We start from the raw sequence: 25,181 nt of genomic DNA on the forward strand, positions 1-25,181 counted from the left end.
TCTTTTTTCGTGTTACGCTGTGATCCAAGCTTCGTTAGCTGGATTTTTACGCCACTCTTGTAATTTTTTCGTTTCAGCTTGTCCAATCATACCTTTTTCTGCTGCAACTTCAGTTAATGCACTGTAATCACTTAAAGAATATGATGCTACGTTAGCTGCTTCTAGTTTTTCTTTTCCTGCTTCTAATTCATATGTGAAGATTGATACGATTCCTAATACTTCACATCCAGCTTCGCGAAGTGCTTCTACACATGTAATTGCACTACCGCCAGTTGAAATTAAGTCTTCTACTACTACGACTTTTTGACCTTTTTCAGCTTTTCCTTCGATTTGGTTCCCTTTACCGTGACCTTTTGCTTTACTACGTACGTAGCACATTGGTAAATCCATACGATCGCTTACCCATGCAGCGTGCGCAATACCAGCAGTTGCTGTTCCTGCAATAATTTCTACAGTTGGGAAGTGCTCTTTAATTAACTCTTCTAATCCAGCTGCAATCGCTTGACGTACTTTTGGATAAGATAAAGTTAAACGGTTATCACAATAAATTGGTGATTTCATACCTGAAGACCAAGTGAATGGATCATTCGGTTGTAAAAATACTGCTCCAATTTCTAATAAATGCGATGCGATTTCTTTTTTCATACTGTTACACCTTCCCACTGTTGTTTTACTGTTTTATACGCTTCAAGCGGATTTTCTGCTTTTGTAATACTACGTCCAACTACGATGTAGCTTGAGCCAAGTTCCCTCGCACGTTTCGGTGTTGCTACGCGCACTTGGTCATTTACATCATCGCTTGCAAGACGAATCCCCGGTGTTACTGTTACAAATTCATTTCCGCATACTTCACGTAATTTTGGAACTTCAAGTGTTGAACAAACAACGCCATCAAGTCCACTTTCTTTCGTTAATTTTGCATAATGAGCAACCGCTTCTTCTAACGTTTTCTCAATGCCGATCTCTTTTTTCATCATAGCTTCCGAAGTGCTTGTTAGTTGTGTAACTGCAATACAAATCGGTCTCTCTTTTCCTTCTTGCTTACCTTCCTCTAATCCCTCAATCGCAGCTTTCATCATGCTGCTTCCCCCAGCAGCATGAACATTTACCATATCAACATCTAGACTAGCTAGGCTACGCATAGCGCTTTTTACTGTATTCGGAATATCATGAAGTTTTAAATCTAAGAAGATCTTATGTCCCTTTTCTTTTAAGTACGTAATAATCGCAGGGCCTTCTTTGTAAAATAACTCCATACCTACTTTGACAAATAACTCTTCCCCTTCAAAGTGGTGTAAGAATTGTTCTACTTCTTGTTTCCCTGGAAAATCTAATGCAACGATTAACGACTGTGACATGTTTGCTTCCAGCTCCTTCCTTGACATTCCGAAATGTGATCAAATCCTAATTCATCTAATAATGCTGGTAACTCTTCAATAATTGTCGGACATACGAACGGATCGATAAAGTTCGCTGTACCTACTGCAACTGCGCTTGCGCCAGCATAGAAGAATTCAATTACATCTTCAGCTGTTTCAATACCACCCATTCCGATAATTGGAATGTTAACCGCTTGGCTTACTTCATGTACCATGCGAATTGCTACTGGCTTAATCGCAGGACCTGATAATCCGCCTGTACGGTTTGCTAAAATTGGTTTAGCTGTTTTTAAATCTAGACGCATACCAAGCAATGTATTAATCATCGTTAAACCATCTGCACCTGCATTTTCAATCGCTTTTGCAATTTCTACTATGTTTGCCACGTTCGGTGACAATTTCACGTATACAGGTACTTCAGAAACCTCTTTTACTCGCTTCGTTAAATCAGCAGCAATTTCAGGATTTGTACCAAAGGCGATACCACCTGTTTTTACGTTCGGACAAGAAATGTTTAATTCTAGTGCATGGACATTAGGCGCTTTAGAAATTTCCTTCGCAACCGCTACGTAATCCTCAGCTTGTGAGCCTGCAACGTTTGCAATAATTGGAAGGTCAAATTGTTCTAACCATGGTAATTCCGAATTCATTACTTTGTCTAATCCCGGGTTTTGAAGTCCGATTGCATTTAGCATGCCCCCTGGTGTTTCAGCAACACGAGGCGTTGGATTTCCATAACGTGGTTGTTCTGTCGTCGCTTTAATCATGATTGATCCTAGTACACTTAAATCGTAAAACTGTGCATATTCACGACCAAACCCAAAGCATCCAGATGCCGGTATAATTGGATTTTTTAATGATAATCCTGGTAATTCAACTTGCAATCTGTTCATAGTACAACCTCCCCGATTGGAAATACTGGTCCGTCGCTACACACCTTCTTGTAAGAATGTCCACTTGGATCTTCTTGTAAGTGGCATACACATGCGAAACAAGCTCCAATACCACAGCCCATACGTTCTTCTAATGAAATATAGGCTTTTTTCTCTTTGTAACGTCCTTCTAATGCACGAAGCATCGCTAGCGGACCACATGAATAAAGAATATCAAAGTCAATTCCGTAATTATCAATTACATCTGTGACAAATCCTTTTGTACCGTGTGTACCGTCTACTGTCGCAACGTACGTATCACCAAGTTCTGCAAATTTTTCTTCATAGAAAACTACATCTTTCGTTTGAAAGCCTAAGATGTGAATAACACGTACACCTTTTGCAACGAGGCGCTGTGATAATTCATAAAGTGGTGGTACACCAATTCCCCCACCTACTAGTAAAGCTGTTTGACCAGCTTCTGCTTCTTCTACAGGAAAACCGTGTCCTAATGGTCCTAGTACATCTACCATTTCACCTTGTTTTCTAGTTGCTAATGTTTTTGTCCCTTGTCCTTCGGCACGATATAGCATTGTAAATTCGTTCTTCTCTTGATCTACATTACAAATACTAATTGGGCGGCGCAGAAGGGGCGCAATGCCCTCTGCTACCTTAATGTGTACAAACTGCCCTGGTTCGTTCATTTGCTGTACTAACGTTCCTTGAAGCACTAATTCGTAAATATTTTTTGCGATTTCTTTTTGGTTAACGACGATCATATTTTGCTTTTGCATCATGCATGTACCACCTCGTGACGCTTTGTTTGCGTAATTTCTTTCATTGAATGAGCTGAGAATGTCATAGATTCTAATACTCGTAAGATTGCTCTTGTTGTATCAAGTGATGTTAAGCAAGCCACACCATTTTCTACTGATTCACGGCGAATGCGGAAACCATCACGCGCTGGTTGTTTACCTTTTGTTAATGTGTTAATTACAAACTGTGCTTTTCCTTGACGGATAATATCTAGTAAGTTGTAGTCTTCAGAATCAATTTTGTTTACAACTTGTACTGGGATATTTTGCTCTTCTAATGATTGTGCTGTTCCAGCTGTTGCTAATAAGTTATAGCCGATTTCGTGGAAACGTTTTGCAATTTCCATCGCCTCTTCTTTATCTTTATCCGCTACAGTAATGATTACTGAGCCGTGCGTTGGGATGTTAATTCCAGAAGCAACTAATCCTTTATATAATGCTTTTTCAAGCGTTAAGTCTTTACCCATTACTTCCCCTGTTGATTTCATTTCAGGTCCTAATGTTGTATCAACTGAGCGTAGTTTCGCGAATGAGAATACCGGAGCTTTTACATATACTTCTTTCTCTTCTGGGTGATAGCCAGTTCCGTATCCTTGCTCTACTAGGTCTTGCCCTAAAATAACTTTCGTTGCAACATTCGCCATCGGTACGCCTGTAATTTTACTTAAGAACGGTACTGTACGGCTTGCACGTGGATTTACTTCAATTACGTACACTTGATCTTTGAATACTACAAACTGGATATTTAGTAATCCAACAATGTTTAATCCTTTTCCAAGTGCAATTGTATGTTCAATGATTTGTTCTTTTAGTTTTTCAGATAAACTTTGTGGTGGATATACTCCAATTGAGTCACCAGAGTGAACTCCAGCGCGTTCAATATGTTCCATAATACCTGGAATGAATACATTCTCACCATCGGAAATTGCATCTACTTCAATTTCTTTACCAACCATGTAACGGTCGATTAATACTGGGTGATCTGCATGAACTTTAACTGCATTTTTCATGTAGTGCAGTAGTTCTTCTTGACGATATACGATTTCCATCGCACGTCCACCTAGTACGTAAGATGGTCTTACTAATACTGGGTAACCAATTTCTTCTGCGATTGCTACCGCTTGTTCTACAGTCGTTGCTGTTTTACCAACTGGTTGCGGGATGCCAAGTTTTGTTAAAGCAGCTTCGAATTTATCACGATCTTCTGCACGGTCTAAGTCTTCAAGTGATGTTCCTAAAATTTTCACACCGTGTTCTTCTAGTTTCGCTGCTAAGTTAATTGCCGTTTGTCCACCGAACTGAACGATAACACCTTCTGGTTTTTCTAAATCGATAATATGCATTACATCTTCAATCGTTAATGGTTCAAAGTATAATTTGTCAGAAATACTGAAGTCTGTTGAAACTGTTTCTGGGTTGTTGTTAATGATAATTGCTTCATATCCAGCTTCTTTAATTGCCCATACTGAGTGAACTGTTGCGTAATCAAACTCAACACCTTGACCAATACGGATCGGACCAGATCCTAGAACTACTACACTCTTACGATCTGTTACAATCGATTCATTTTCGTCCGCATATGTGCTGTAGTAATATGGCGTTGCAGATTCAAACTCTGCCGCACAAGTATCTACCATTTTGAATACTGGCATCATATTATTTTCTTTACGCATATCGTAAATTTCGCGCTCCGTTTTGTTCCAAGCTGCTGCAATGTAGTGATCGCTGAAGCCCATTTCTTTTGCAGTTTGTAGTACTTCCATATTTCCTACATTCGCTTTTACTTCACGTTCCATATTTACGATGTTTTCAACTTTTTGTAAGAAGAAGAAGTCCATTTCACACCATTCATTGATTTCTTCTTTCGTTACACCTTGGCGAATTGCTTCTGCTACAATAAACAGTCGTTCATCATCCGCTTTAATGATACGTTTTTTCATCGTTTCTTTATCAAGTTCTTTTAAGTGGTCTAATTCTAAGTGATAAATGCCAAGCTCTAAAGAACGAACTGCTTTTAGTAATGATTCTTCTAAGTTACGTCCGATTGACATAACTTCACCAGTTGCTTTCATTTGTGTTCCAAGCGTTCTGTTCGCTGATTCAAACTTATCAAACGGCCAACGTGGAATTTTTGAAACAACATAGTCTAACGCTGGCTCGAAGCAAGCGTAAGTTTTTTGTGTTACTGGGTTTACGATTTCATCTAACGTTAAGCCGACTGCAATTTTTGCTGCTAATTTCGCAATTGGATATCCAGTTGCTTTAGATGCTAGTGCAGATGAACGACTTACACGTGGATTTACTTCGATTACATAGTATTGGAAGCTATATGGATCTAGTGCAAGCTGAACGTTACATCCACCTTCAATTCCTAGTGCACGAATAATTCGTAATGACGTGTTACGTAACATTTGGTATTCACGGTCGCTTAGCGTTTGGCTCGGTGCTACAACGATTGAATCACCTGTATGAACACCAACTGGATCGATATTTTCCATGTTACACACTACAATCGCGTTATCATTTGAATCACGCATTACTTCGTATTCAATTTCTTTACAGCCAGCAATACTTTTCTCTAATAAACATTGTGTTACTGGGCTATGTTTTAAACCACTTGTTACGATTTCAATTAGCTCTTCTTCGTTATGACAAATTCCGCCGCCCGTTCCTCCTAATGTGAACGCTGGTCGAACGATTACTGGGTAACCAATTTCGTTTACAAATCCATATGCTTCATCAAGGTTATGAATAATTTCACTTGGTGGTGTTGGTTCATTTAAATCTTGCATTAATGTACGGAATAAATCACGATCTTCCGCTTGCTCGATTGCTGATAATTTTGTTCCTAAAATTTCAACTCCGCACTCGTCAAGTACGCCTGATTTTGCAAGTTCAACAGCCATGTTTAAACCTGTTTGACCACCTAATGTTGGTAGGATTGCATCAGGACGTTCTTTACGAATAATACGGCTTACGAATTCTAATGTTAATGGCTCGATGTATACTTTATCTGCTGTTGCAGTATCCGTCATAATTGTTGCTGGGTTAGAGTTAACAAGGATTACTTTGTAACCTTCCTCTTTAAGAGATTGACAAGCTTGTGTACCAGAGTAGTCAAACTCCGCTGCTTGCCCAATTACAATTGGTCCTGATCCGATTACTAAAATTGTGTTAATGTCTAGGCGTTTTGGCATAACTCTTCCCCTTCTTTCTTGAAGTTTTCAATCATTGTTAAGAAATCTTCGAATAAATCATTTGCATCTTCTGGTCCCGCTGAAGCTTCTGGATGGTATTGTACTGTAAATGCCGGGAACTTCTTATGACGAAGACCTTCTACCGTTCCATCGTTTAAAGCAACATGTGTAATTTCAAGATCTGTATTTTCAACTGATTCTTCTTCTACTGCGTATCCGTGGTTTTGAGATGTAATTGCTACTTTTCCAGTTGCAAGATTTTTTACTGGATGGTTTAAACCACGGTGACCAAATTTCAACTTACTTGTATTTGCACCTGATGCTAGAGCGAACAATTGATGTCCTAGGCAAATTCCGAATAAAGGAACTTTACCGATAATGTCTTTTAACATTTCAATTGCTTCTGGTACATCTTTCGGATCTCCAGGTCCATTACTTAACATAATTCCATCTGGGCTAAGGCGTAAAATTTCTTCCGCTGTTGTGTTGTAAGGAACTACAATTACATCACAGTCACGCTTATTTAATTCTCGTAAAATACCATGTTTCATACCGAAGTCTACTAGTACAACTCGGTGACCACGACCTGGGCTTGGGTATGGATCTTTCGTTGATACGCGTTTTACATGATCTGTAAATACTGTCGCTTTTAATTGGCTTACAATGTACTCTACATCTGCATCCATGTTACAAAGGCGTCCACGTAATGTACCGTATTGACGAATTTTTCTCGTTAATTTTCTCGTATCAATCCCTGCTAATCCTGGGATATTTCTTTCTTTCAAGTAATCATTTAACGAAATTTCATTACGGAAGTTTGATGGGTGATCACAAATTTCGTTTACGATTAAACCATTTACAGATGGGTGAATGGATTCAAAATCGTCACGGTTAATGCCGTAGTTTCCGATTAATGGGTACGTGAATGTTACGATTTGACCGCAATATGATGGATCAGATAATGTTTCTTGATATCCAGTCATTCCTGTTGTAAATACAACCTCACCTGACTTTTCGATTTCGCCTCCGAAACCTGTTCCAATTAATACTGTTCCATCTTCTAAGATAAGTTGTCTTTTCATACTAATGCACTCTCCTTTTGCCATGCGATCTTACCACCAACGATTGTCATTACCGGCCATCCTTGGCATTTCCAACCTGCGAATGGTGTATTTTTTCCTTTTGATAAGAATGTTGTTGGGTCAATCTCTTCTTCTTGTTCTAAATCAATGATTGTAATATCAGCTGCTCTACCTTCTTTTAGGCGACCTGCTTCTAAGCCGAATGTATCAGCTGGCTTTTCTGTTAAGAATTGAATTAACTGTTCTAGCGTAATAACTCCCTTTTTCACAAGGTTTGTGTATAGAAGCGGGAATGCTGTTTCAAAACCAGTAATTCCAAACGGTGCTCTTTCAATTCCTTGTGCTTTCTCTTCCGCTGTATGCGGTGCATGGTCAGTTGCGATCATATCGATCGTTCCATCTAATAAACCTTCAATTAATGCTGCATGGTCTTCTTTTCCACGAAGCGGTGGGTTCATTTTAAAGTTAGGATCAGCTGATGGGATATCATCTTCACATAACACTAGGTGATGCGGTGTTACTTCTGCTGTTACTTTAATTCCAGCGCGTTTCGCATCACGGATTACACGTACAGAACCTTTCGTACTTACATGACATACGTGATAGTGGCAATCTGCTGCTTCAGCAAGCAGTATATCCCTTGCAATATGTACAGATTCACATACTGATGGGATACCGTTTAATCCGTGTTTCTCAGAAAACTTCCCTTCATGTACACAACCTTTATTAATAAGCGTATTCTCTTCACAGTGCGCAACTACTGCCATATCTAATTTTGCTGCACGTTTCATAGCCGCTAACATCATGCTCGCATCTTGTACGCCTACGCCGTCATCTGTGAAAGCAAATGCTCCAAGTTCTTTTAATGTTTCGAAATCTGTCATTTCAGAACCAGCTTGACGTACTGTAATTGCTCCGTATGGTAGTACGTTAACATGAGCTTTTTCTTCAATACGTTTTTGCAAGTCTTCCATATGTTCTCTGCAATCTGGTACCGGGCGTGTATTTGGCATTGCGCAAATTGTAGTGAATCCACCTTTTGCCGCTGCTAGTGTACCTGTTTCAATTGTTTCTTTATGTTCACCACCTGGTTCACGAAGATGTACGTGTACATCTACTAATCCAGGTGCGATTAACTTTCCGTTCACATCGATTACTTCAGCATTATCTGCCGTAATATTTTCTGCTACCTTAGCGATTTTACCGTCTTGTACGAGAAGATCCGTTGCTACGATTTTTCCTTCTTCATTCATATAACGACCATTTTTAAACAAATAATTCATGTTTCATTCCTCCTAATACATTTGGTAAGGCGCGTTTTAGTACAGCCATTCTTACGTAAACTCCATTTTCCATTTGTTTAAATATACGTGAACGCTCACACTCAACAAGTTCACTTGCAATTTCAACATCACGGTTTACAGGAGCTGGATGCATAATAATGCTTCCTTCTTTCATACGCTTTTCTCTTTCTACTGTTAATCCGTGTTTCTCATGATATTCTTTCATAATGTCTGTTTCATAATGATCATGACGCTCATGTTGTACACGGAGTAACATCATTACATCAACTTCTGGAACAAGTTCATCTAATGGTTTGTATGTTCCAAATGTGTTGTCTTCATCTTTCCACTCTTCTGGACTTGCAAAGTAAATTGTTGCACCAAGCTTCGTTAATGCTTCTGCATTAGAACGTGCTACTCGGCTATGACGAACATCTCCTACTATTGCAATCTTCAAACCTTCAAATCTTCCAAACTCTTGTTTAATTGTAAGAAGGTCCAGTAGGCACTGTGTTGGGTGGTTTCCGCATCCATCTCCAGCATTTAAGATTGGAATATTCACCTGATCTTTTAGTTCATCGAAGTAGCGATCTTGCTCGTGGCGGATGACCACTGCTTTTGTTCCGATTGATTCTAGTGTTCTTATCGTATCGTATAGAGTTTCTCCTTTTTGTACGCTAGATGCATCAGCTGAAAAGTTTAAAACATCAAGTCCTAATCTCTTCTCAGCAACTTCAAAGCTAAATCTCGTTCTCGTACTATTCTCAAAGAACAAGTTCGCAACAAAAGTTTGCTCTGTCGTTTTGCTCTCTTTTCCATTCACAAAATCTTCTGCATCTTTTAGGATTTCTGAAATTTCTACTTCCGATAATTCACTCATCGTTAACAAATGGCTCATCGTCATCCCTCATCTTTCTGATTTTTATGTTACCACTTTTGAATTTTTATAACAACCTTTGCATAAAAATACCCTAATCGTGTGAGACTAGGGTGCAAGAAAGAAGCCACCCTTTCCGGTCTCACAGGACTGAATTAAAAGGTTATTATTATGAAGCAATCTGCTTAGATTGTTTTATTTGTTTCGTTTCCGGTAGTAGTAGATTTAACAGTACACCTACAATTGCTGCTAGTGCCATTCCTTCTACTTGGAATGATTCTCCTACGTGAAGTACCGCTCCACCAATACCGATTACTAATATTACTGATGCAATCATTAAGTTTCGTTTGTCACTTAAATCTGTTTTATCATCTACCATCATGCGTAATCCGCTTGATGCGATTACACCGAATAGTAAGATTGATACACCACCCATAACTGGTGTTGGGATCGAATGAATCAGTGCAGAAATCTTACCGATAAATCCGAACATGATTGCGAATACTGCTGAACCGATGAATAAGTATACACTGTATGCTCTCGTAATTGCTAGCACACCGATGTTTTCACCATACGTTGTATTCGGTGGCCCACCGATTAGTGACGCGATTAATGTTGCTACTCCGTCACCGAAGATTGAACGGTGTAAACCTGGTTTTTCAATTAAATCTCTTTTAATAACATTTCCAAGAACAATTTGATGTCCGATATGTTCTGATATTGTTACTAGTGCAACTGGTACCATCAAGAGTACAATCTTCCATGAAAACTCTGGTGTGTATGTTACAAATGGTACTGTGAAATCTGGTACAACAAACCATTTTGCCTCAGCTACCGGCTTTAAGTCTACTAGCCCTTGGAAGTAAGCGAAGATATATCCGCCGATAATGCCAAGTAACACTGGTATGATACTGAAAAATCCTCTTCCAAATATCGAGCATATAATTGTAATTGCTAATGTTACTAACGCTACTGAAAAGTGTGTAAAGCTATATTTGCCATCCGCACCGTTCATCGCCATGTTAACTGCTGTATGTGCTAAAGCTAGACCGATTACCATTACTACTGGACCAACTACGATTGGTGGTAGTAATTTCATAATCCACTCTGATCCTGATTTCTTAATTCCGAGTGAGATTAAGATGTACACAAGTCCTGCTAGCAAACCACCAAGCATTGCCGCTCCCGGTCCACCTGCCGTTTTCGCTGTTATAATCGGTGCGATAAAGGCGAATGATGATCCTAGATAAGCAGGTACTTGACCTTTCGTTATAAGAAGGAATGCTAACGTTCCTAATCCACTTGATATTAATGCTACTGATGGATTCAATCCTGTTAAAAACGGAACAAGCACTGTTGATCCAAACATCGCGAACAAATGTTGTATACTTAAAAATAACCATTTTCCCGGTTTCGGTACTTCATTAACGTCTAACACTGGCTTTTGTTCCATTGTTACATCCTCCCTCAGTTTAAATCTTTGCAATAAAAAAACTCTTTGTGCCTGTGCACAAAGAGTCCTACACTTTCGTATGCCAAATTTGACATATGAAAGCCAAGACCCTTTGGCAGCCTCACAGGACTACATTTAAAAGGGCTTTACTTATCGTATATGCTTACTCGATCTTGTTGATCTGTCTCTTGCAAATCAACTTCGATACGCTCTTCACTTGATGTTGGAATATTCTTCCCTACATAATCAGCGCGAATTGGTAATTCGCGATGACCTCTATCAACAAGAACCGCCAATTGGATTTGAGATGGTCTACCTAAATCCATAAGAGCATCCATTGCTGCTCGAACTGTTCTTCCTGTATATAATACGTCATCCACAAGGATAACTTTTTTCTTCGTAATATCTACAGGGATATCAGAACCTTTTACAAGTGGTTCTTTATTTTTCGATTGTAGTGTTAAATCATCACGATATAACGTAATGTCTAACTCTCCAACTTCCATTTCTTTTCCTTCAATTTGACCAATTCGTTCTGCCAAACGTTGTGCAATAAAAATTCCACGAGTTTTAATTCCGACAAGAACACAATTATCGACACCTTTATTTCGTTCCACGATTTCATGACTAATTCGTGTTAAAGCGCGGCGAATCATTTGGTCATCTAAAACGACAGCTTTCTCTTGCATGCTCTACACCTCCAAGCTTTTTTCTTGCGTGAGAGTAATGGTATAAAAAAAGTCCTCTCAGCGTGTGCGAGAGGACTTTTGAAAAAAGGGTACAACATACCCTAAGTATTTCAAACCGTTACCTTCTCAACCTCACGGGGCTGTGTTAAAGGATCATTATTTAACTGTTGTCAGTATCTCAGTTTTCTTATGATTTGTCAATACTATTTTCGTAAAATATTTAATGCGTCTTCAAACACTTCTGGAATCGGTGCCTCAAACTGAATATATTCACCCGTACGAGGATGATCAAAGCCTAAAATACCCGCATGAAGTGCTTGTCCATTCATATCTAACGTTTTCTTCGGACCATACTTCGGATCTCCTGCAAGTGGATAGCCAATATATTTCATATGAACACGAATTTGGTGCGTACGTCCCGTTTCTAAGCGACATTCTACAAGTGTAAAGTCTTTAAAGCGTTCTAACACTTGGAAGTGCGTAACAGCGTTCTTACCATTTTCATCAACTGTCATACTTTGACGCTCTTTCTTATCACGAGCAATCGGAGCATCAATCGTCCCCTTATCATGCGGAATCACACCGTGTACAATCGCTTTGTAACGTCTCGTTACTGTTTTTGCTACAAGCTGATTCACAAGCGATTCATGTGCCATATCATTTTTAGCAACCATTAATAGTCCAGATGTATCTTTATCAATACGATGCACGATACCTGGACGCATTACACCGTTAATGCCTGATAAGTCTGTACAATGATGCATAAGGCCATTTACAAGTGTACCACTTGTATGCCCTGGTGCTGGATGTACAACCATACCACGTGGCTTATTTACAACAAGCACATCTGCATCTTCATAATAAATTTCTAAATTTAAATCCTCTGGTTGAATATCTAACTCTTCTGGTTCAGGAATTGTTACTGTAATTTCATCTTCTTCTTTTACTTTATAATTCCCTTTTACCGCTTTCCCGTTTACTGTCACAACGTCATCTTTAATCCATTGCTGCACTTGCGTACGTGACCATTCGTTATTTATCCCTGCAACGAATTTATCAATTCGCTCGTTTTTTTGCTCTGCTGCAACTGTTACTTGTACTACTTCACTCATTCAATTACTCCTTCGCTTTCTTGCCTTCTAATAATGTTTGAATAATAATTAATACAACACCAATACATAATGCTGAATCAGCTATATTGAATACTGGATAGTTGTACGAGAAAATATACACGTGAATGAAATCCACTACTTCTTGTCTAAATACACGATCAATAAAGTTACCAATTGCCCCGCCCAAAATTAGGCCTAACGAAATACCTAGAAGCCTGTCTGTTTTCGCATACTTTTTCATATAAAATACAATAAACACTACAAAAACAACTGTAATAATGTAGAAGAACCACATTTTATTTTCTAAAATACCCCAAGCAGCGCCTCTATTTCGATGTGATGTTATGTATAATACATTGTCGATAATCGGAATACTCGTACCCAATTCCATGTTCTTTACAATTAACCACTTCGATATTTGATCGATAGCAATGACGAATAACGCTATTACATAATATATCATTTTCATTTCCCCCACAAAGACAGTGTACCTCAAAATTTTAGCATAGCTGCTACCTTTTCACAATGAACCTTTATAGAAGAATAAAATAAATTAAAAAAAGGTAATATAATATCGTTGTGCGTATTCATACATTTACCTTTTCATAAAAGAATTCATGAATCGTACGGGCAGTCGGCATTGTCTTCATTTGCTTTGTCGAAATTAATCTCCCCGTCTCTTCACAAATACCATACATGTCTATTTCCATTTTAAATAATGCGCGTTCTACATCCTTTAAATCCTCTTTTATATCATGTAATAGCAATTTTTTCTTTATCTCTTCCTTAATTTCATATCCAAACTCTTGGCTGAACTCGACATCATATTTGTGCATTACTTCTTTAGCTAGTCTCTCTTGCAACTCTTTTCTCATCAATTGCAATTCTTCTTTTATTTCCATGTAAATTTCATTCACGTGTACATTCCTCCTAGCTGTAATGTACAGTTAGTGTGTCCGAAATTTATTTGCTTACCTCACACACATTTTTCCTTCACAGGAAAGAGTCTGAAAGTGATTTTGATATGCCATAAACAAAAAAACTGACTGCATCAATAGCAGTCAGCTTTTTTTATTATTTTACATAGTTTTCTTTAACAACTGTTGCACAACGCTCACATAATGTTTCATGTTCAGCATCTTTACCAATTGTTTCTGAAACTACCCAACAACGTTCACATGTTTCACCAGTTGCTTGAGCAACAACAACCGCTGTATGTTCATACTTCGGTGCATCTGCTGGCGCTTCATCCATCATACCACCAAGTTTATACTCAGAAACGATGAATAATTGCTTTAAGTCTTCGCTAATAGACTCTAACATAGCTTTCATTTCTGCAGTTGGATATAGCGTAATGCTTGCATTTAATGACTTACCGATTACTTTTTCATTACGAGCTACTTCTAGTGCTTTTAACACGTCATCACGTAATGTCATAAATGCATCCCATTTTGTTTTTAACGCTTCCGCGTCATCTAATTGTACAGCTTCTGGCATATCAGTTAATTGTACACTTTCTTCTGTTACGCCTGGAATGTATGGCCATACTTCATCAGCTGTATGCGGTAAGATTGGTGTTACAAGTTTCGTTAACGCAACAAGAACATCATATAATACAGTTTGAATCGCACGACGATCTTCGTGGTTTGCACCTTCAATATATAAAATGTCTTTTGCAAAGTCTAAATAGAATGAACTTAAATCAATTGTACAGAAGTTATGAATTGCATGATACACAGCAGCGAAGTCGTATGTCTCATATGCTTCTTTAACTTTTGTAATTAAGTCATTTAATTTCACTAACATGTAACGATCTACTTCACGAAGTTCAGCTACAGCTACTGCATTTTCACTTGGCTTAAAGTCGTCTAAGTTTCCTAATAAGAAACGGAATGTGTTACGGATTTTACGATACACTTCTGCTACTTGTTTTAAAATATCATCTGAAATACGTACGTCAGATTGATAGTCAACAGAAGATACCCATAAGCGTAAAATGTCTCCGCCTAATTGATCCATAATTTTCTTCGGTACGACAATGTTTCCAATCGACTTACTCATCTTACGTCCTTCACCATCTAGTACGAAACCGTGACTTAGTACGCCTTTATATGGAGCTTTACCTGTTACAGCAACTGCTGTTGATAATGAAGAGTTAAACCAACCACGATACTGGTCAGATCCTTCTAAATATAAATCAGCTGGACGCTGTAAATCTTCGCGCTCTTCTAATACCGCTTGGTGAGAAGAACCTGAATCGAACCATACATCCATGATGTCTGTTTCTTTACGGAATTCGCCATTTGGGCTACCTGGATGTGTAAATCCTTCTGGTAATAGATCTTTCGCTTCACGCTCGAACCATACGTTAGAACCGTGTTCACGGAATAAATCTGCTACATGGTTAATTGTTTCATCCGTAATAATTGGATCACCATTCTCAGCATAGAATACCGGAATTGGCACACCCCAAGCACGCTGACGAGAAATACACCAGTCACCACGGTCACGAACCATATTATGAAGACGAGTTTCTCCCCATGCTGGTACCCATTTTGTTTCTGCTACAGCTTCTATTAATTCTTTACGGAATGCTTCAATAGATGCAAACCACTGTGCTGTCGCACGGAAAATAATTGGTTTTTTCGTTCTCCAATCATGTGGGTATGAATGTGTAATGAATGTTAGTTTCAGTAACGCGCCTACTTCTTCTAATTTTTCTGTAATTGGTTTATTAGCTTTATCATAGAATAAGCCTTCAAATCCAGGTGCCTCATTTGTTAATACACCTTTATCATCGACTGGGCAAAGTACTTCTAATCCATACTTTTTACCAACAACGAAGTCATCTTCCCCGTGTCCTGGTGCTGTATGAACACAACCTGTACCTGCATCTGTTGTTACGTGGTCTCCTAGCATAACTAATGAATCACGATCGTAGAATGGATGTTTTGCAACTGTGTACTCAAGTTCGCTACCTTTTACTGTTTTCACAACTTCAGCATTTTCCCACTCTAACGTTTTTGCAACTGTCTCAAACAGCTCAGAAGCAATGATATATTTCTCATCGTTTACTTTTACAATGCTATATTCAAGCTCTGGGTGAACAGAAATACCTAAGTTTGCAGGTAATGTCCAAGGTGTCGTTGTCCAAATGATGTACTTTTCATCACCTTCTAATACGTTCTTTCCATCTTTTACAGGGAATGCTACGTAAATAGATGCTGATTTTTTATCTTGATATTCAATTTCAGCTTCCGCTAAAGCAGATTCACTCGTTGGAGACCAGTAAACTGGTTTTTGACCTTTATAGATATAACCTTTTTTCGCCATGTCACCAAACACTTTGATTTGTTGTGCTTCATAAGCTGGCTCTAAAGTAATATATGGATTATCCCAATCTGCACGTACACCTAGACGCTTAAATTGTTCACGTTGACGTTCTACTTGTTCATATGCATACTCTGCACATAACTTACGGAACTCAGCAACTGTCATTTCTTTACGTTTTACACCTTTATTTGTTAAAGCTTGTTCAATTGGTAAACCGTGCGTATCCCATCCTGGAACATATGGCGCACTAAAACCAGTCATTGATTTATAACGAACAATAAAGTCTTTTAATACTTTATTTAATGCATGTCCCATATGAATGTCACCATTCGCATATGGAGGTCCATCATGCAATACAAATAAAGGACGTCCTTTTGTATGTTCTTGTACTTTTTCGTAAATATTCATTTCAGCCCATTTTTCTTGCATTGCAGGCTCACGTTTTGGTAAATTCCCACGCATTGGGAACTCTGTTTTTGGCATCAGTAATGTATTTTTGTACTCCATGCTCAATTCCTCCTTACATGTATAAAAGAAACACTTAAAAAACGGAATAAAAAAGAGACCTTCTCATCCCAAAAAGGGACGAGAAAGTCTCCCGCGGTACCACCCTAGTAGATCATATACATATGTATAGAATCCTCTTTATATTCTTAACGCGAATACACGCCTACGCTTACTCTATTTGTTCAGCGCGGAACTCCAGGGTGATATTCCCACTATCTCCTTATCCTGAGCTTACACCATCCTCAGTTCGCTATATAAGGTTTGAAAAGGTACTTATCCCTATCTTCGTTTTTCTTAATAAATATGTTGTTTAAAATTATATGTAATAATGAGAAAAACGTCAAGCTTACACTGTTTCTTCTTTTTTCAACAGTTCATCTACTTCGTCTTCTAATTCAATTAGTTTATCCCAATCATCGTTGTTTAACATCTCAAGCTGTGTTTCTAATAACATACGGAAACGAGTTCGGAATACTTTCGCTTGTTTCTTTAGCTCTTCAATATCAAAAGCAACTTTTCTTGATTTTACTAATGCTTCGTTAATAATACGATCAGCATTCTTTTCAGCTTCACGCACAATTAATTTCGCTTCTTTTTGCGCATTACGTTTTACTTCTTCCGCTGCTTCTTGTGCAACGACGATAGATTTGTTTAACGTATCTTCAATATTAGAGAAATGATCTAACTTCCCTTCTAACTGCGCAACTTTTTCTTCTAAAGCTTTTTTCTCACGAATGACCAATTCATAATCTTTGATAATTTGATCAAGAAACTCATTTACTTGATCTTCATCATAGCCACGGAATCCGCGACCAAATTCTTTGTTATGAATATCTAATGGTGTTAACGGCACAACGCCACCTCCAAGTAGTTATCTAAATTTCCTCTTTCAATTATATCTTTTCTTCGACAAAATAGGGGGATTTCCTTCTAAAAAACCAATCATTTTAGTATACCATACAAAATTCTCCATTTGTCGCGTTTTGTTCTACCTTCTACAGAAAATAATTTACTTCGGCCATATCCTCTAACAGAAAAAACATCTCCTGGATAGCATTCATAAGAAGTTTGCTCCACTGTTTTCCAATTGACTTTTACTAAACCATTTTTTATGAAAGGTTGTACTTTCTGTCTAGATAAATGTAACATTTCAGCTAACATAACATCTAAACGAAGTGAAGAAACCGTTCCAGATTTCTCTCCCCACGTTTCATCTATCTGTAGAATTTGTTCTCCTTGCACTGACGCTAAAGAGACTTTTACTTTCCCTATTGATTGTAAGTTCATCTCAATATACGATACAATTTCTTTCGCAACTACAATTTGGGCACGATTTTCTTGCAGCAAAATATCACCACATTTTTCTCTTGTTAAACCAAGAGACATAAATGTACCTAATATTTGCCTATGTTCTAGCGTATAAAATTTGGAAGGATAGTCAATTTCTAATACTTCTACTTGAAATTCTTCTTCATTTAATTCTAGATAGTCTGGATAAATAAGTGCTCTTTTACGCTCTGCATTAGGCGTTGCACCACCAAATTGTACAGCAACATCACCTTGTCCTATTACCATAGAAACAATTTGTTGTTGCCTAGGATCAAGAAAATCCGTTAACTTCACTTGATGGTACTCCGCCGCTCGCTTCCACTCTAGCACTTTATCCACAAAGACCTCCTCATCAGGCCTAAAATGTTCGTAGATGCTCATGTATTTACCTTCTTACTATAAGAAATAGCTTAATAAACTGAACAAACCAGTTTTAGCAAGTTTCAACGCAAAGATCGCAACGATTGGAGAAATATCAATCATTCCAAGCGGCGGAATAAAGCGGCGGAATGGTTCTAAATACGGTTCACAAATACGTGCCAGGAACTCTCCAAAAGATGATTCCTTTGCACCAGGAAACCATGATAGGAGAATGTAAATAATAAGTGCCCACGAGTAAATCTCGATAGCATAACTTAACACTATAAAAACTGTTGTCATGGCGTATTACCACCTCTTTATATTTGTTTCTTCTTCTTCACCGAATAACTCTGAAATCGCACCAACAATATCTACATTTTCAGGTGTACACATAAATGTTTTCGGCCCTATTTTTTGAATGTCCCCGCCTATAGCGTATACAGTACCACTTAAAAAGTCAACGATACGTACCGCTTGATCAGTAGACATTCTCTGCAAATTAATTACAACAGCTCGTCTACCTTTTAAGTGGTCCGCAATCCCTTGTGCTTCCGAATATGTGCGTGGTTCTAATAAAACAACTTTTGAAGATTGTTTTGCTGTTTCAATACTCACAACATTTTGCTTCGGTTGCGCTTTCGGAAACGTAACGTCTTGTTGTTCTGGTGGATCTTGCTGCTTTTTCATGTCTGTTTGCTCCTTTTCATAACCATATTGAGCTGCTTCTTTTTCTTCCGGTGTATCAAAAAAGAAGTATTTTACTTTTGACCAACTCATAATAAGATTCTCCTTCCTTTTACGCTTTTCCTACTAAAATCGTTCCCAAACGAATATATGTAGCCCCTTCTTCAATTGCAATTGTGTAATCGTTGGACATTCCCATTGATAATTCTTTACATGGCGCATGTAATAACTCTAGCTCCTGCACCTCTGTTTGCAGCATACGTAATTCCTTAAAACAGCGTCTGATTTCTTCCTCTTCTTCTGTAAATGGAGCCATCGTCATTAGTCCAACCACTTCAATTTTATCGAATTCTTGCAAACTTTGAATAAAAGAAACAACCTCTTCTATTGCCAATCCTTGCTTCGATTCTTCAGATGAGGTTTTCACTTGAATAAAGCATTTCACTTTCTTATCAGCACGTTTCTGAATTTCTTTCGCCAGCGAAAGACGATCTAACGAATGTAAATAATCAATTTCATTAATGATTTCTTTTACTTTTCTCGTTTGTAATGAGCCAATAAAGTGCCAATTAACTTTTGAACCGAAATGCTCGTATTTCTGTAAGAAACCTTCATTTCTATTTTCACCTAAATCGATAATTCCAGCTTCAATTACTTCGTTTGTTTTTTCAATCCCTACAGTTTTTGTAACTGCAACAAGTTTAATATCTTGCAACGAACGTCCAGCTCGAGCGCAAGATTCTTTAATAGCTTCATTTACAATTACTAAATTTTCTTGTACTGTCACTTGCTTCCTTCCCCCTTAAAACCTATGAAACTCAACATTCTTCCTGTCTTACCTTGATCACGACGATGAGAGAAAAATAGTTGCTCTTCACAGCTTGTACAAAGAGATGACATTACAATATGCTCTTCTTTTATGCCTGCTTGTACACATAATATACGATTAATTTCTTTTAAATTAATTGCGTACTGCCCGTCAGAAATTTTTTGATGAGGAACAGCACCGCTAACTACTTCCTGTGCTGCTGTTAATACACGATCATCCACAACATAACAACAAGATCCGATCGACGGCCCAATTGCAACATGAATTTCATCACTTGAAATACCTTCTGCATTCCACTTTTGAATCATTTCCTTTGCAATCTCTTGTACAGTGCCTTTCCATCCAGCATGCGCAAGTCCTATCATACCATGTGATGGTGCATAAAAATAGAGCGGAACACAATCCGCGTAACAAGACGTTAACAGAACATCTTCATTACTCGTATAAATGCCATCTGTTTTTGAAATGCCGTCCTCATATGAATAGACACCACTTCCCTTTTCCTGTTGCCCTACTTTTTCAACATGATGAGCATGAACTTGTTCAGAGCAAATCCAGTTTTCTAATGGTTTTTGTAACTTATTTGCTAAAATGCGTCTGTTTTCATGAACGTTCTCCACGATATCATTCACATGTAATCCTAAATTCATCGCATGAAAGGAGCCCGTACTTATCCCACCATCTTTTGTCGTAAATCCAGCAGTAATGTTTCCAAGTTCTTTCCACGCTTGTAAATACAGTATACCGTCCACATATTTAAATGGTTCTCTCATAATAAAGCGGCTCCTTTTAATTAAAATAACAGAAAAAAGCATGGTACTTCCTGTCTATTTTACCATACTTTTATTTTTTCATAATCCTAACAGAAAAAAAAGAGGAATTTGTAATATTCTTTATGAAATTGTCGGTGTTTGTATTGATTCTGTTACAGAATTAACAGGATTTACTCTTACAAGTATGACATCTTCCCCAATTTTCACAATTTCCTTCCAAGGAATTACAATCTCAACATCTTTTCCAAAAATACCTAGCATACGTGTCTGTTTGGAAATAATAACAGAACAAATTTTCCCTGTGTTCATATCAATTTCAATATCTCCAATATTCCCAATCCTTTTTCCATCTGAAATATTTATAACATCCTTCATCTGTAACTCTGAAATTCGTATCACCATTTTTATCCTCTCCCTTATATGACAAATTGGAAACTGTTTCTCATATTTACAGGAAACCACCTATACGAAACACCATGCTAGTTTCATTATATGAACACTAATCCCCTACTATGAGCACAAACCATATTACATATAAAAAGGTCTCACCATAATTGGTGAGACCTTATCCTTGAATCGTTTTATTCATTTGTTTAATGGCTGACTTCTCTAAACGTGATACTTGCGCTTGGGAAATCCCAATTTCTTCTGCAACTTCCATCTGTGTCTTTCCTTGGAAGAAACGTTTTCTAATAATCATTTTCTCTCTATCATTTAAACGCTTCATTCCTTCTTTCAATGCTAATTCTTCAACCCACTGCTCGTCCTTTTGTTTTTCATCACTTAACTGATCCATAACAAAGATAGGATCTCCCCCATCATTATAAATCGGTTCAAATAATGAAACTGGATCTTGAATCGCATCTAAAGCAAATACTATCTCTTCATGAGTTACTTCTAGCACTTTTGCAATATCCATTGCTGTTGGTTCTTTTGAATTTTCTGCAATCAATTTTTCTCTTACTTGTAAAGCTTTATACGCAATATCTCGCAATGAGCGCGATACGCGAATCGGATTATTATCACGCAAATATCTGCGTATTTCCCCAATAATCATCGGCACAGCATACGTTGAAAATTTTACATTTTGGCCTAAATCAAAATTATCAATTGATTTCATAAGTCCGATGCAACCAACTTGAAATAAATCGTCAACATATTCTCCTCTGTTATTAAATCTTTGGATGACGCTCAGTACAAGACGTAAGTTTCCATTCACTAATTTTTCTCTTGCGCTTATCTCTCCACTTTGCATTTCACGAAATAATTTACGCATCTCTTCATTTTTTAATACTGGAAGTTTAGCTGTATCAACACCGCAAATTTCTACTTTGTTTCTCGTCAAAGTGTTCCCTCCTATCGGGAGTTGCTGTACAGTGTAAAGTATTTCCTTTGAAGGGGATTTTATGCATGTGGTTTTTTCACGATTTATTATTTAAATTATCTTTCCTAATACAACTAAATAGAATAAGACCAGCCTACATAACGGCTGGTCTTATTCTTTACACCATTTTATTAAATTCTTTTCGTAATCTTTTTATAATTCTTTTTTCTAAACGCGAAATGTATGACTGTGAAATCCCAAGCATATCAGCCACATCTTTTTGCGTCTTTTCCTCTCCTCCAGCAAGCCCAAACCGAAGTTCCATAATTTGTTTTTCACGATCATTTAATTGGTGTAATGCTTTCATTAAAAGGTGACGATCTACAGTAGCTTCTAAATCTTTTGTAATAATATCATCATCTGTACCTAACACGTCAGACAATAACAGTTCATTCCCATCCCAATCAATGTTTAGTGGTTCATCAAAAGAAACTTCCGAACGATTTTTGTTATTTCGACGTAAATGCATTAAAATTTCATTTTCTATACAACGCGATGCATATGTTGCTAATTTTATTTTCTTTTCTGGATTAAATGTATTTACCGCTTTAATAAGGCCGATTGTTCCTATACTAATCAAATCTTCAATATTTATCCCTGTATTTTCAAACTTTCTTGCTATATATACAACGAGCCTTAAGTTACGTTCAATAAGTAATGACCTTGCTGCCTGATCTCCTTTTGGCAATTTATTCAAAAGAACTTCCTCTTCTTCTTTTGTTAACGGTGGTGGCAACGCTTCACTTCCACCAATATAATAAATTTCATCGGTCTTAATTCCTAATTTCAGCAATACTTTATACCAAAGGTATACTAAATAAAATTTTAATTTCATCATATTATCCCGCCTCTCATTTATTAAGCGATCACCATTTTTTGCGAAATCAACATTTTTGGATGCACAATACATTGATACTCCCCATTAGTAGACAGCTGTTGTGTATTTAATCCAATTAATACTTTGTTTACAACAATAGAACTACCTTCATGGTCAACTTGCACACTGTCAGGCTTAATTGCCCACAAAAATTGACTCTCTACTCCTACTGCACGGAAAGGAATTAAGCGTAATTTGGTCGCCCAACCAGAATCATTTTCTGGTATTTGAGGAATTTCTGTTTTGGAATAAATTTGTTCTGTTAACCAAGATGGTAAGCAATGTTCTAATGATGAAACATGCATAATCATAACAGGTGTTTTTGTTAATGGGTCATAAAGTTGGTTCCCACTGTCAATAAGACCTGCGAGTTCTAGTTCTTCTTCGGCTAATTGAATTTTTACTTTCACAATTTGATCATAGTGTATTTTCGTGACCTCTACGCTTTCAATACGCTTTTTAGAAAAATAATAAATTACTGGAAAACCAAAAATAACAAATAACCAACTAATTGGATCACCGTAAGAAATTGACTGAGATTGAACCAATCCATTTACCATTTCATTCGTTTGCAAAAAGAAATGAGTTCCAATTAATCCTCCGCCAACCATAAAGGTTACAAAGTAAAAAGTAAAAACAGTTTGTGCATAATTTCTAAATGTCGTAAACCCAAATGCTGTATACACAATAAGTAACGAGTACAGTAGTTTCATAATTGGATGTGTCATCATAGAAGCAAAAGGAGTAAAGGCAAAAATAACAATAGTTGAACCTATAAATGCCCCTAACACAAGCCTCCATCTTTTGATTTTCTTTTTTAACACGGTAGCTGTTAATAAAAGCAAAAGAAAATCAATGCAGGCGTTTAACAACCAAACAACGTCGGCGTAAACAACCAAACAATTCACCTCTTTTTTCAAGTTGAGACTAGTATAATGCATATCCAATAGGAAAGTGTGTCAATTTGCGGAGGTGTTTTTTTGTTATTTTGTGATTTCTAGACATAATCTGTCGGTAAAAAATAAAAGTACAAATTCATAGAATGATATACTCTTATTTTCACAAACAAAATATATTGAAATATACGAAATAAAAAAAAGACCTGCTTAGCAGGTCTTTTCCATAAAAAAATAAAAAGGAGCATGAAAGCTCCTTTTTTTATCGTCTACGACGGTTACGTAAAAATGCTGGAATATCGATATCATCTGAATCTGAATGACGCTCATGTACAACTGGCTCTTCACGCTTCATTTCACGTTTTACTTCACGCTGTTTTGAAGGTTGAGCTACTGGTTGTTGCTGTTGTTGCGTGTGGTTCGCATTCGGACGAATAATTGGTTTTGGTGGTTGAGTTGCAATGCTATCATCAAAACCAGTTGCAATTACAGTTACAACGATATCATCTTTTAATCCTTCGTTAATAACAGAACCGAAGATCATATTTACTTCTGGATCTGAAGCTGAAGCTACGATGTCTGCCGCTTCTTGTACTTCATATAAGCTTAAGTTAGCGCCACCCGTAATGTTCATGATAACACCTTGAGCTCCATCAATAGATGTTTCTAGTAATGGGCTAGAAATCGCTTTTTTCGCAGCTTCTGCAGCACGATTTTCCCCATTACCAGAACCAATACCCATTAAAGCAGAACCTCTATTAGACATAATTGTCTTTACGTCTGCAAAGTCTAAGTTAATTAAACCTGGCGTTGCAATTAAATCCGAAATACCTTGAACACCTTGACGTAATACGTTATCAGCTTCACGGAATGCTTCTAACATTGGCGTATTTTTATCAACAATCTCTAATAAGCGATCGTTTGGAATTACAATAAGAGTATCTACATTTTCTTTAAATGCTGCAATACCAGATGCTGCTTGCGTCGCACGCTTACGTCCTTCAAAAGTAAATGGACGTGTTACAACACCTACTGTTAAAGCACCTAATTCTTTTGCAACTTGAGCAACAACTGGAGCTGCACCAGTTCCAGTTCCACCGCCCATACCGGCAGTTACGAAGACCATATCCGCACCACGAAGTGCTTCTTGAATCTGTTCTTTACTTTCTTCTGCAGCTTTTTTCCCTACTTCAGGGTTTGCGCCTGCACCAAGTCCACGCGTTAATTTTCCACCAATTTGCATTTTTGTTTCAGCTTTTGATAGATTTAATGCTTGTGCATCAGTGTTCACAGCGATAAAGTCTACACCTTGTACACCGTGTTCAATCATACGGTTTACAGCATTGTTTCCGCCACCGCCGACACCGATAACTTTTATATTCGCTAATTGATCTTGAGTAGTATCAAACTCTAACATGTCGAAATCCCCCTAGAACCTCATTTTTCGTGT

Annotated in this window: 25 protein-coding genes and 1 other annotated feature; all 25 genes read right to left on the reverse strand. The window is 37.6% G+C overall.

The window, feature by feature from the left end:
* Positions 1-12: 12 nt before the first annotated feature.
* A complete protein-coding gene (gene pyrE / locus AC3WVZ_RS17945) occupies positions 13-645 on the reverse strand; it encodes an orotate phosphoribosyltransferase (protein WP_000711440.1) in 633 nt (210 codons plus the stop codon).
* The gene (gene pyrF, locus AC3WVZ_RS17950) at positions 642-1,358 is read right to left on the reverse strand and encodes an orotidine-5'-phosphate decarboxylase (RefSeq protein WP_000083510.1); all 717 of its coding nucleotides are present in this window, start codon (positions 1,356-1,358) and stop codon (positions 642-644) included. Before pyrF ends, pyrE begins: the two co-directional genes overlap by 4 nt.
* The gene (gene pyrD / locus AC3WVZ_RS17955) at positions 1,343-2,272 is read right to left on the reverse strand and encodes a dihydroorotate oxidase B catalytic subunit (protein ID WP_001081049.1); all 930 of its coding nucleotides are present in this window, start codon (positions 2,270-2,272) and stop codon (positions 1,343-1,345) included. Before pyrD ends, pyrF begins: the two co-directional genes overlap by 16 nt.
* The gene (gene pyrK, locus AC3WVZ_RS17960; RefSeq protein WP_000983359.1) at positions 2,269-3,048 is read right to left on the reverse strand and encodes a dihydroorotate oxidase B electron transfer subunit; all 780 of its coding nucleotides are present in this window, start codon (positions 3,046-3,048) and stop codon (positions 2,269-2,271) included. Before pyrK ends, pyrD begins: the two co-directional genes overlap by 4 nt.
* Entirely contained in the window at positions 3,045-6,263 is a 3,219-nt protein-coding gene (carB, locus tag AC3WVZ_RS17965) for a carbamoyl-phosphate synthase large subunit (RefSeq protein ID WP_001126101.1), read from the reverse strand. Before carB ends, pyrK begins: the two co-directional genes overlap by 4 nt.
* Positions 6,248-7,345: a carbamoyl phosphate synthase small subunit gene (locus AC3WVZ_RS17970; RefSeq protein ID WP_000828680.1), complete on the reverse strand. Its 1,098-nt coding sequence runs from the start codon at positions 7,343-7,345 to the stop codon at positions 6,248-6,250. The genes carB and AC3WVZ_RS17970 overlap by 16 nt, the downstream gene beginning before the upstream one ends.
* Positions 7,342-8,628, reverse strand: coding sequence for a dihydroorotase (gene pyrC / locus AC3WVZ_RS17975; protein ID WP_001108367.1), 1,287 nt, complete (start codon positions 8,626-8,628; stop codon positions 7,342-7,344). Before pyrC ends, AC3WVZ_RS17970 begins: the two co-directional genes overlap by 4 nt.
* Positions 8,612-9,526 carry an aspartate carbamoyltransferase gene (pyrB, locus tag AC3WVZ_RS17980; RefSeq protein WP_000018867.1) on the reverse strand — a complete coding sequence of 305 codons (915 nt, stop codon included), beginning with the start codon at positions 9,524-9,526 and terminating at the stop codon, positions 8,612-8,614. Before pyrB ends, pyrC begins: the two co-directional genes overlap by 17 nt.
* A gap of 148 nt (positions 9,527-9,674) precedes the next feature.
* Positions 9,675-10,958: a uracil permease gene (uraA, locus tag AC3WVZ_RS17985; RefSeq protein WP_000435928.1), complete on the reverse strand. Its 1,284-nt coding sequence runs from the start codon at positions 10,956-10,958 to the stop codon at positions 9,675-9,677.
* Between the two features lie 146 nt (positions 10,959-11,104).
* The gene (gene pyrR / locus AC3WVZ_RS17990) at positions 11,105-11,647 is read right to left on the reverse strand and encodes a bifunctional pyrimidine operon transcriptional regulator/uracil phosphoribosyltransferase (RefSeq protein WP_001156491.1); all 543 of its coding nucleotides are present in this window, start codon (positions 11,645-11,647) and stop codon (positions 11,105-11,107) included.
* 203 nt (positions 11,648-11,850) lie between these two features.
* Positions 11,851-12,759, reverse strand: coding sequence for an RluA family pseudouridine synthase (locus AC3WVZ_RS17995; protein ID WP_000005829.1), 909 nt, complete (start codon positions 12,757-12,759; stop codon positions 11,851-11,853).
* A gap of 4 nt (positions 12,760-12,763) precedes the next feature.
* Positions 12,764-13,222: a lipoprotein signal peptidase LspA gene (gene lspA, locus AC3WVZ_RS18000; RefSeq protein ID WP_000642185.1), complete on the reverse strand. Its 459-nt coding sequence runs from the start codon at positions 13,220-13,222 to the stop codon at positions 12,764-12,766.
* A 124-nt stretch (positions 13,223-13,346) separates the two neighbouring features.
* A complete protein-coding gene (locus AC3WVZ_RS18005; protein ID WP_233935230.1) occupies positions 13,347-13,676 on the reverse strand; it encodes a TraR/DksA family transcriptional regulator in 330 nt (109 codons plus the stop codon).
* 157 nt (positions 13,677-13,833) lie between these two features.
* Entirely contained in the window at positions 13,834-16,599 is a 2,766-nt protein-coding gene (gene ileS2, locus AC3WVZ_RS18010) for an isoleucine--tRNA ligase (protein WP_000455951.1), read from the reverse strand.
* A 71-nt stretch (positions 16,600-16,670) separates the two neighbouring features.
* Positions 16,671-16,894 (reverse strand) — a binding site (T-box leader).
* Positions 16,895-16,945: 51 nt separating this feature from the next.
* Positions 16,946-17,452: a septum site-determining protein DivIVA gene (divIVA, locus tag AC3WVZ_RS18015; RefSeq protein WP_001131611.1), complete on the reverse strand. Its 507-nt coding sequence runs from the start codon at positions 17,450-17,452 to the stop codon at positions 16,946-16,948.
* 89 nt (positions 17,453-17,541) lie between these two features.
* The gene (locus AC3WVZ_RS18020; RefSeq protein ID WP_002164454.1) at positions 17,542-18,309 is read right to left on the reverse strand and encodes a YlmH family RNA-binding protein; all 768 of its coding nucleotides are present in this window, start codon (positions 18,307-18,309) and stop codon (positions 17,542-17,544) included.
* A 15-nt stretch (positions 18,310-18,324) separates the two neighbouring features.
* Entirely contained in the window at positions 18,325-18,588 is a 264-nt protein-coding gene (locus AC3WVZ_RS18025; protein ID WP_000214233.1) for a YggT family protein, read from the reverse strand.
* Positions 18,589-18,594: 6 nt separating this feature from the next.
* Positions 18,595-19,065: a cell division protein SepF gene (locus AC3WVZ_RS18030; protein ID WP_000119129.1), complete on the reverse strand. Its 471-nt coding sequence runs from the start codon at positions 19,063-19,065 to the stop codon at positions 18,595-18,597.
* A gap of 19 nt (positions 19,066-19,084) precedes the next feature.
* Positions 19,085-19,759, reverse strand: a complete 675-nt coding sequence (locus tag AC3WVZ_RS18035) for a YggS family pyridoxal phosphate-dependent enzyme (protein ID WP_000218005.1) — start codon at positions 19,757-19,759, stop codon at positions 19,085-19,087.
* Positions 19,756-20,574, reverse strand: a complete 819-nt coding sequence (gene pgeF / locus AC3WVZ_RS18040) for a peptidoglycan editing factor PgeF (protein WP_017657591.1) — start codon at positions 20,572-20,574, stop codon at positions 19,756-19,758. The genes AC3WVZ_RS18035 and pgeF overlap by 4 nt, the downstream gene beginning before the upstream one ends.
* A 120-nt stretch (positions 20,575-20,694) precedes the next feature.
* The gene (locus AC3WVZ_RS18045; protein WP_000236745.1) at positions 20,695-20,976 is read right to left on the reverse strand and encodes a YlmC/YmxH family sporulation protein; all 282 of its coding nucleotides are present in this window, start codon (positions 20,974-20,976) and stop codon (positions 20,695-20,697) included.
* A gap of 163 nt (positions 20,977-21,139) precedes the next feature.
* Complete coding sequence (sigG, locus tag AC3WVZ_RS18050; RefSeq protein WP_000197755.1) at positions 21,140-21,919, reverse strand: RNA polymerase sporulation sigma factor SigG; 780 nt, start codon at positions 21,917-21,919, stop codon at positions 21,140-21,142.
* A 157-nt stretch (positions 21,920-22,076) separates the two neighbouring features.
* Positions 22,077-22,796, reverse strand: coding sequence for an RNA polymerase sporulation sigma factor SigE (sigE, locus tag AC3WVZ_RS18055; protein WP_000976948.1), 720 nt, complete (start codon positions 22,794-22,796; stop codon positions 22,077-22,079).
* Between the two features lie 20 nt (positions 22,797-22,816).
* On the reverse strand, positions 22,817-23,734 hold the full coding sequence (spoIIGA, locus tag AC3WVZ_RS18060; RefSeq protein WP_000261975.1) for a sigma-E processing peptidase SpoIIGA: 918 nt from the start codon (positions 23,732-23,734) through the stop codon (positions 22,817-22,819).
* Between the two features lie 259 nt (positions 23,735-23,993).
* Positions 23,994-25,148 (reverse strand): cell division protein FtsZ, encoded by a 1,155-nt coding sequence (ftsZ, locus tag AC3WVZ_RS18065; protein ID WP_000888984.1) that lies wholly within the window; start codon positions 25,146-25,148, stop codon positions 23,994-23,996.
* Between the last annotated feature and the right edge of the window lie 33 nt (positions 25,149-25,181).

Source organism: Bacillus sp. CPT56D-587-MTF, assembly GCF_058792335.1.

Bases quoted from the DNA above. Each gene is read 5' to 3' on its own strand.
- pyrB (WP_000018867.1), bottom strand. From the start codon at position 9,526: ATGAGCCATTTGTTAACGATGAGTGAATTATCGGAAGTAGAAATTTCA.
- pgeF (WP_017657591.1), bottom strand. From the start codon at position 20,574: ATGAGAGAACCATTTAAATATGTGGACGGTATACTGTATTTACAAGCG.
- pyrF (WP_000083510.1), bottom strand. From the start codon at position 1,358: ATGTCACAGTCGTTAATCGTTGCATTAGATTTTCCAGGGAAACAAGAA.
- carB (WP_001126101.1), bottom strand. From the start codon at position 6,263: ATGCCAAAACGCCTAGACATTAACACAATTTTAGTAATCGGATCAGGA.
- lspA (WP_000642185.1), bottom strand. From the start codon at position 13,222: ATGATATATTATGTAATAGCGTTATTCGTCATTGCTATCGATCAAATA.
- pyrD (WP_001081049.1), bottom strand. From the start codon at position 2,272: ATGAACAGATTGCAAGTTGAATTACCAGGATTATCATTAAAAAATCCA.
- AC3WVZ_RS17970 (WP_000828680.1), bottom strand. From the start codon at position 7,345: ATGAAAAGACAACTTATCTTAGAAGATGGAACAGTATTAATTGGAACA.
- pyrR (WP_001156491.1), bottom strand. From the start codon at position 11,647: ATGCAAGAGAAAGCTGTCGTTTTAGATGACCAAATGATTCGCCGCGCT.
- pyrK (WP_000983359.1), bottom strand. From the start codon at position 3,048: ATGATGCAAAAGCAAAATATGATCGTCGTTAACCAAAAAGAAATCGCA.
- pyrE (WP_000711440.1), bottom strand. From the start codon at position 645: ATGAAAAAAGAAATCGCATCGCATTTATTAGAAATTGGAGCAGTATTT.
- AC3WVZ_RS17995 (WP_000005829.1), bottom strand. From the start codon at position 12,759: ATGAGTGAAGTAGTACAAGTAACAGTTGCAGCAGAGCAAAAAAACGAG.
- pyrC (WP_001108367.1), bottom strand. From the start codon at position 8,628: ATGAATTATTTGTTTAAAAATGGTCGTTATATGAATGAAGAAGGAAAA.
- ileS2 (WP_000455951.1), bottom strand. From the start codon at position 16,599: ATGGAGTACAAAAATACATTACTGATGCCAAAAACAGAGTTCCCAATG.
- ftsZ (WP_000888984.1), bottom strand. From the start codon at position 25,148: ATGTTAGAGTTTGATACTACTCAAGATCAATTAGCGAATATAAAAGTT.
- sigE (WP_000976948.1), bottom strand. From the start codon at position 22,796: ATGATGAAATTAAAATTTTATTTAGTATACCTTTGGTATAAAGTATTG.
- uraA (WP_000435928.1), bottom strand. From the start codon at position 10,958: ATGGAACAAAAGCCAGTGTTAGACGTTAATGAAGTACCGAAACCGGGA.
- AC3WVZ_RS18025 (WP_000214233.1), bottom strand. From the start codon at position 18,588: ATGACAACAGTTTTTATAGTGTTAAGTTATGCTATCGAGATTTACTCG.
- AC3WVZ_RS18020 (WP_002164454.1), bottom strand. From the start codon at position 18,309: ATGAGCATCTACGAACATTTTAGGCCTGATGAGGAGGTCTTTGTGGAT.
- AC3WVZ_RS18045 (WP_000236745.1), bottom strand. From the start codon at position 20,976: ATGGTGATACGAATTTCAGAGTTACAGATGAAGGATGTTATAAATATT.
- AC3WVZ_RS18030 (WP_000119129.1), bottom strand. From the start codon at position 19,065: ATGAGTTGGTCAAAAGTAAAATACTTCTTTTTTGATACACCGGAAGAA.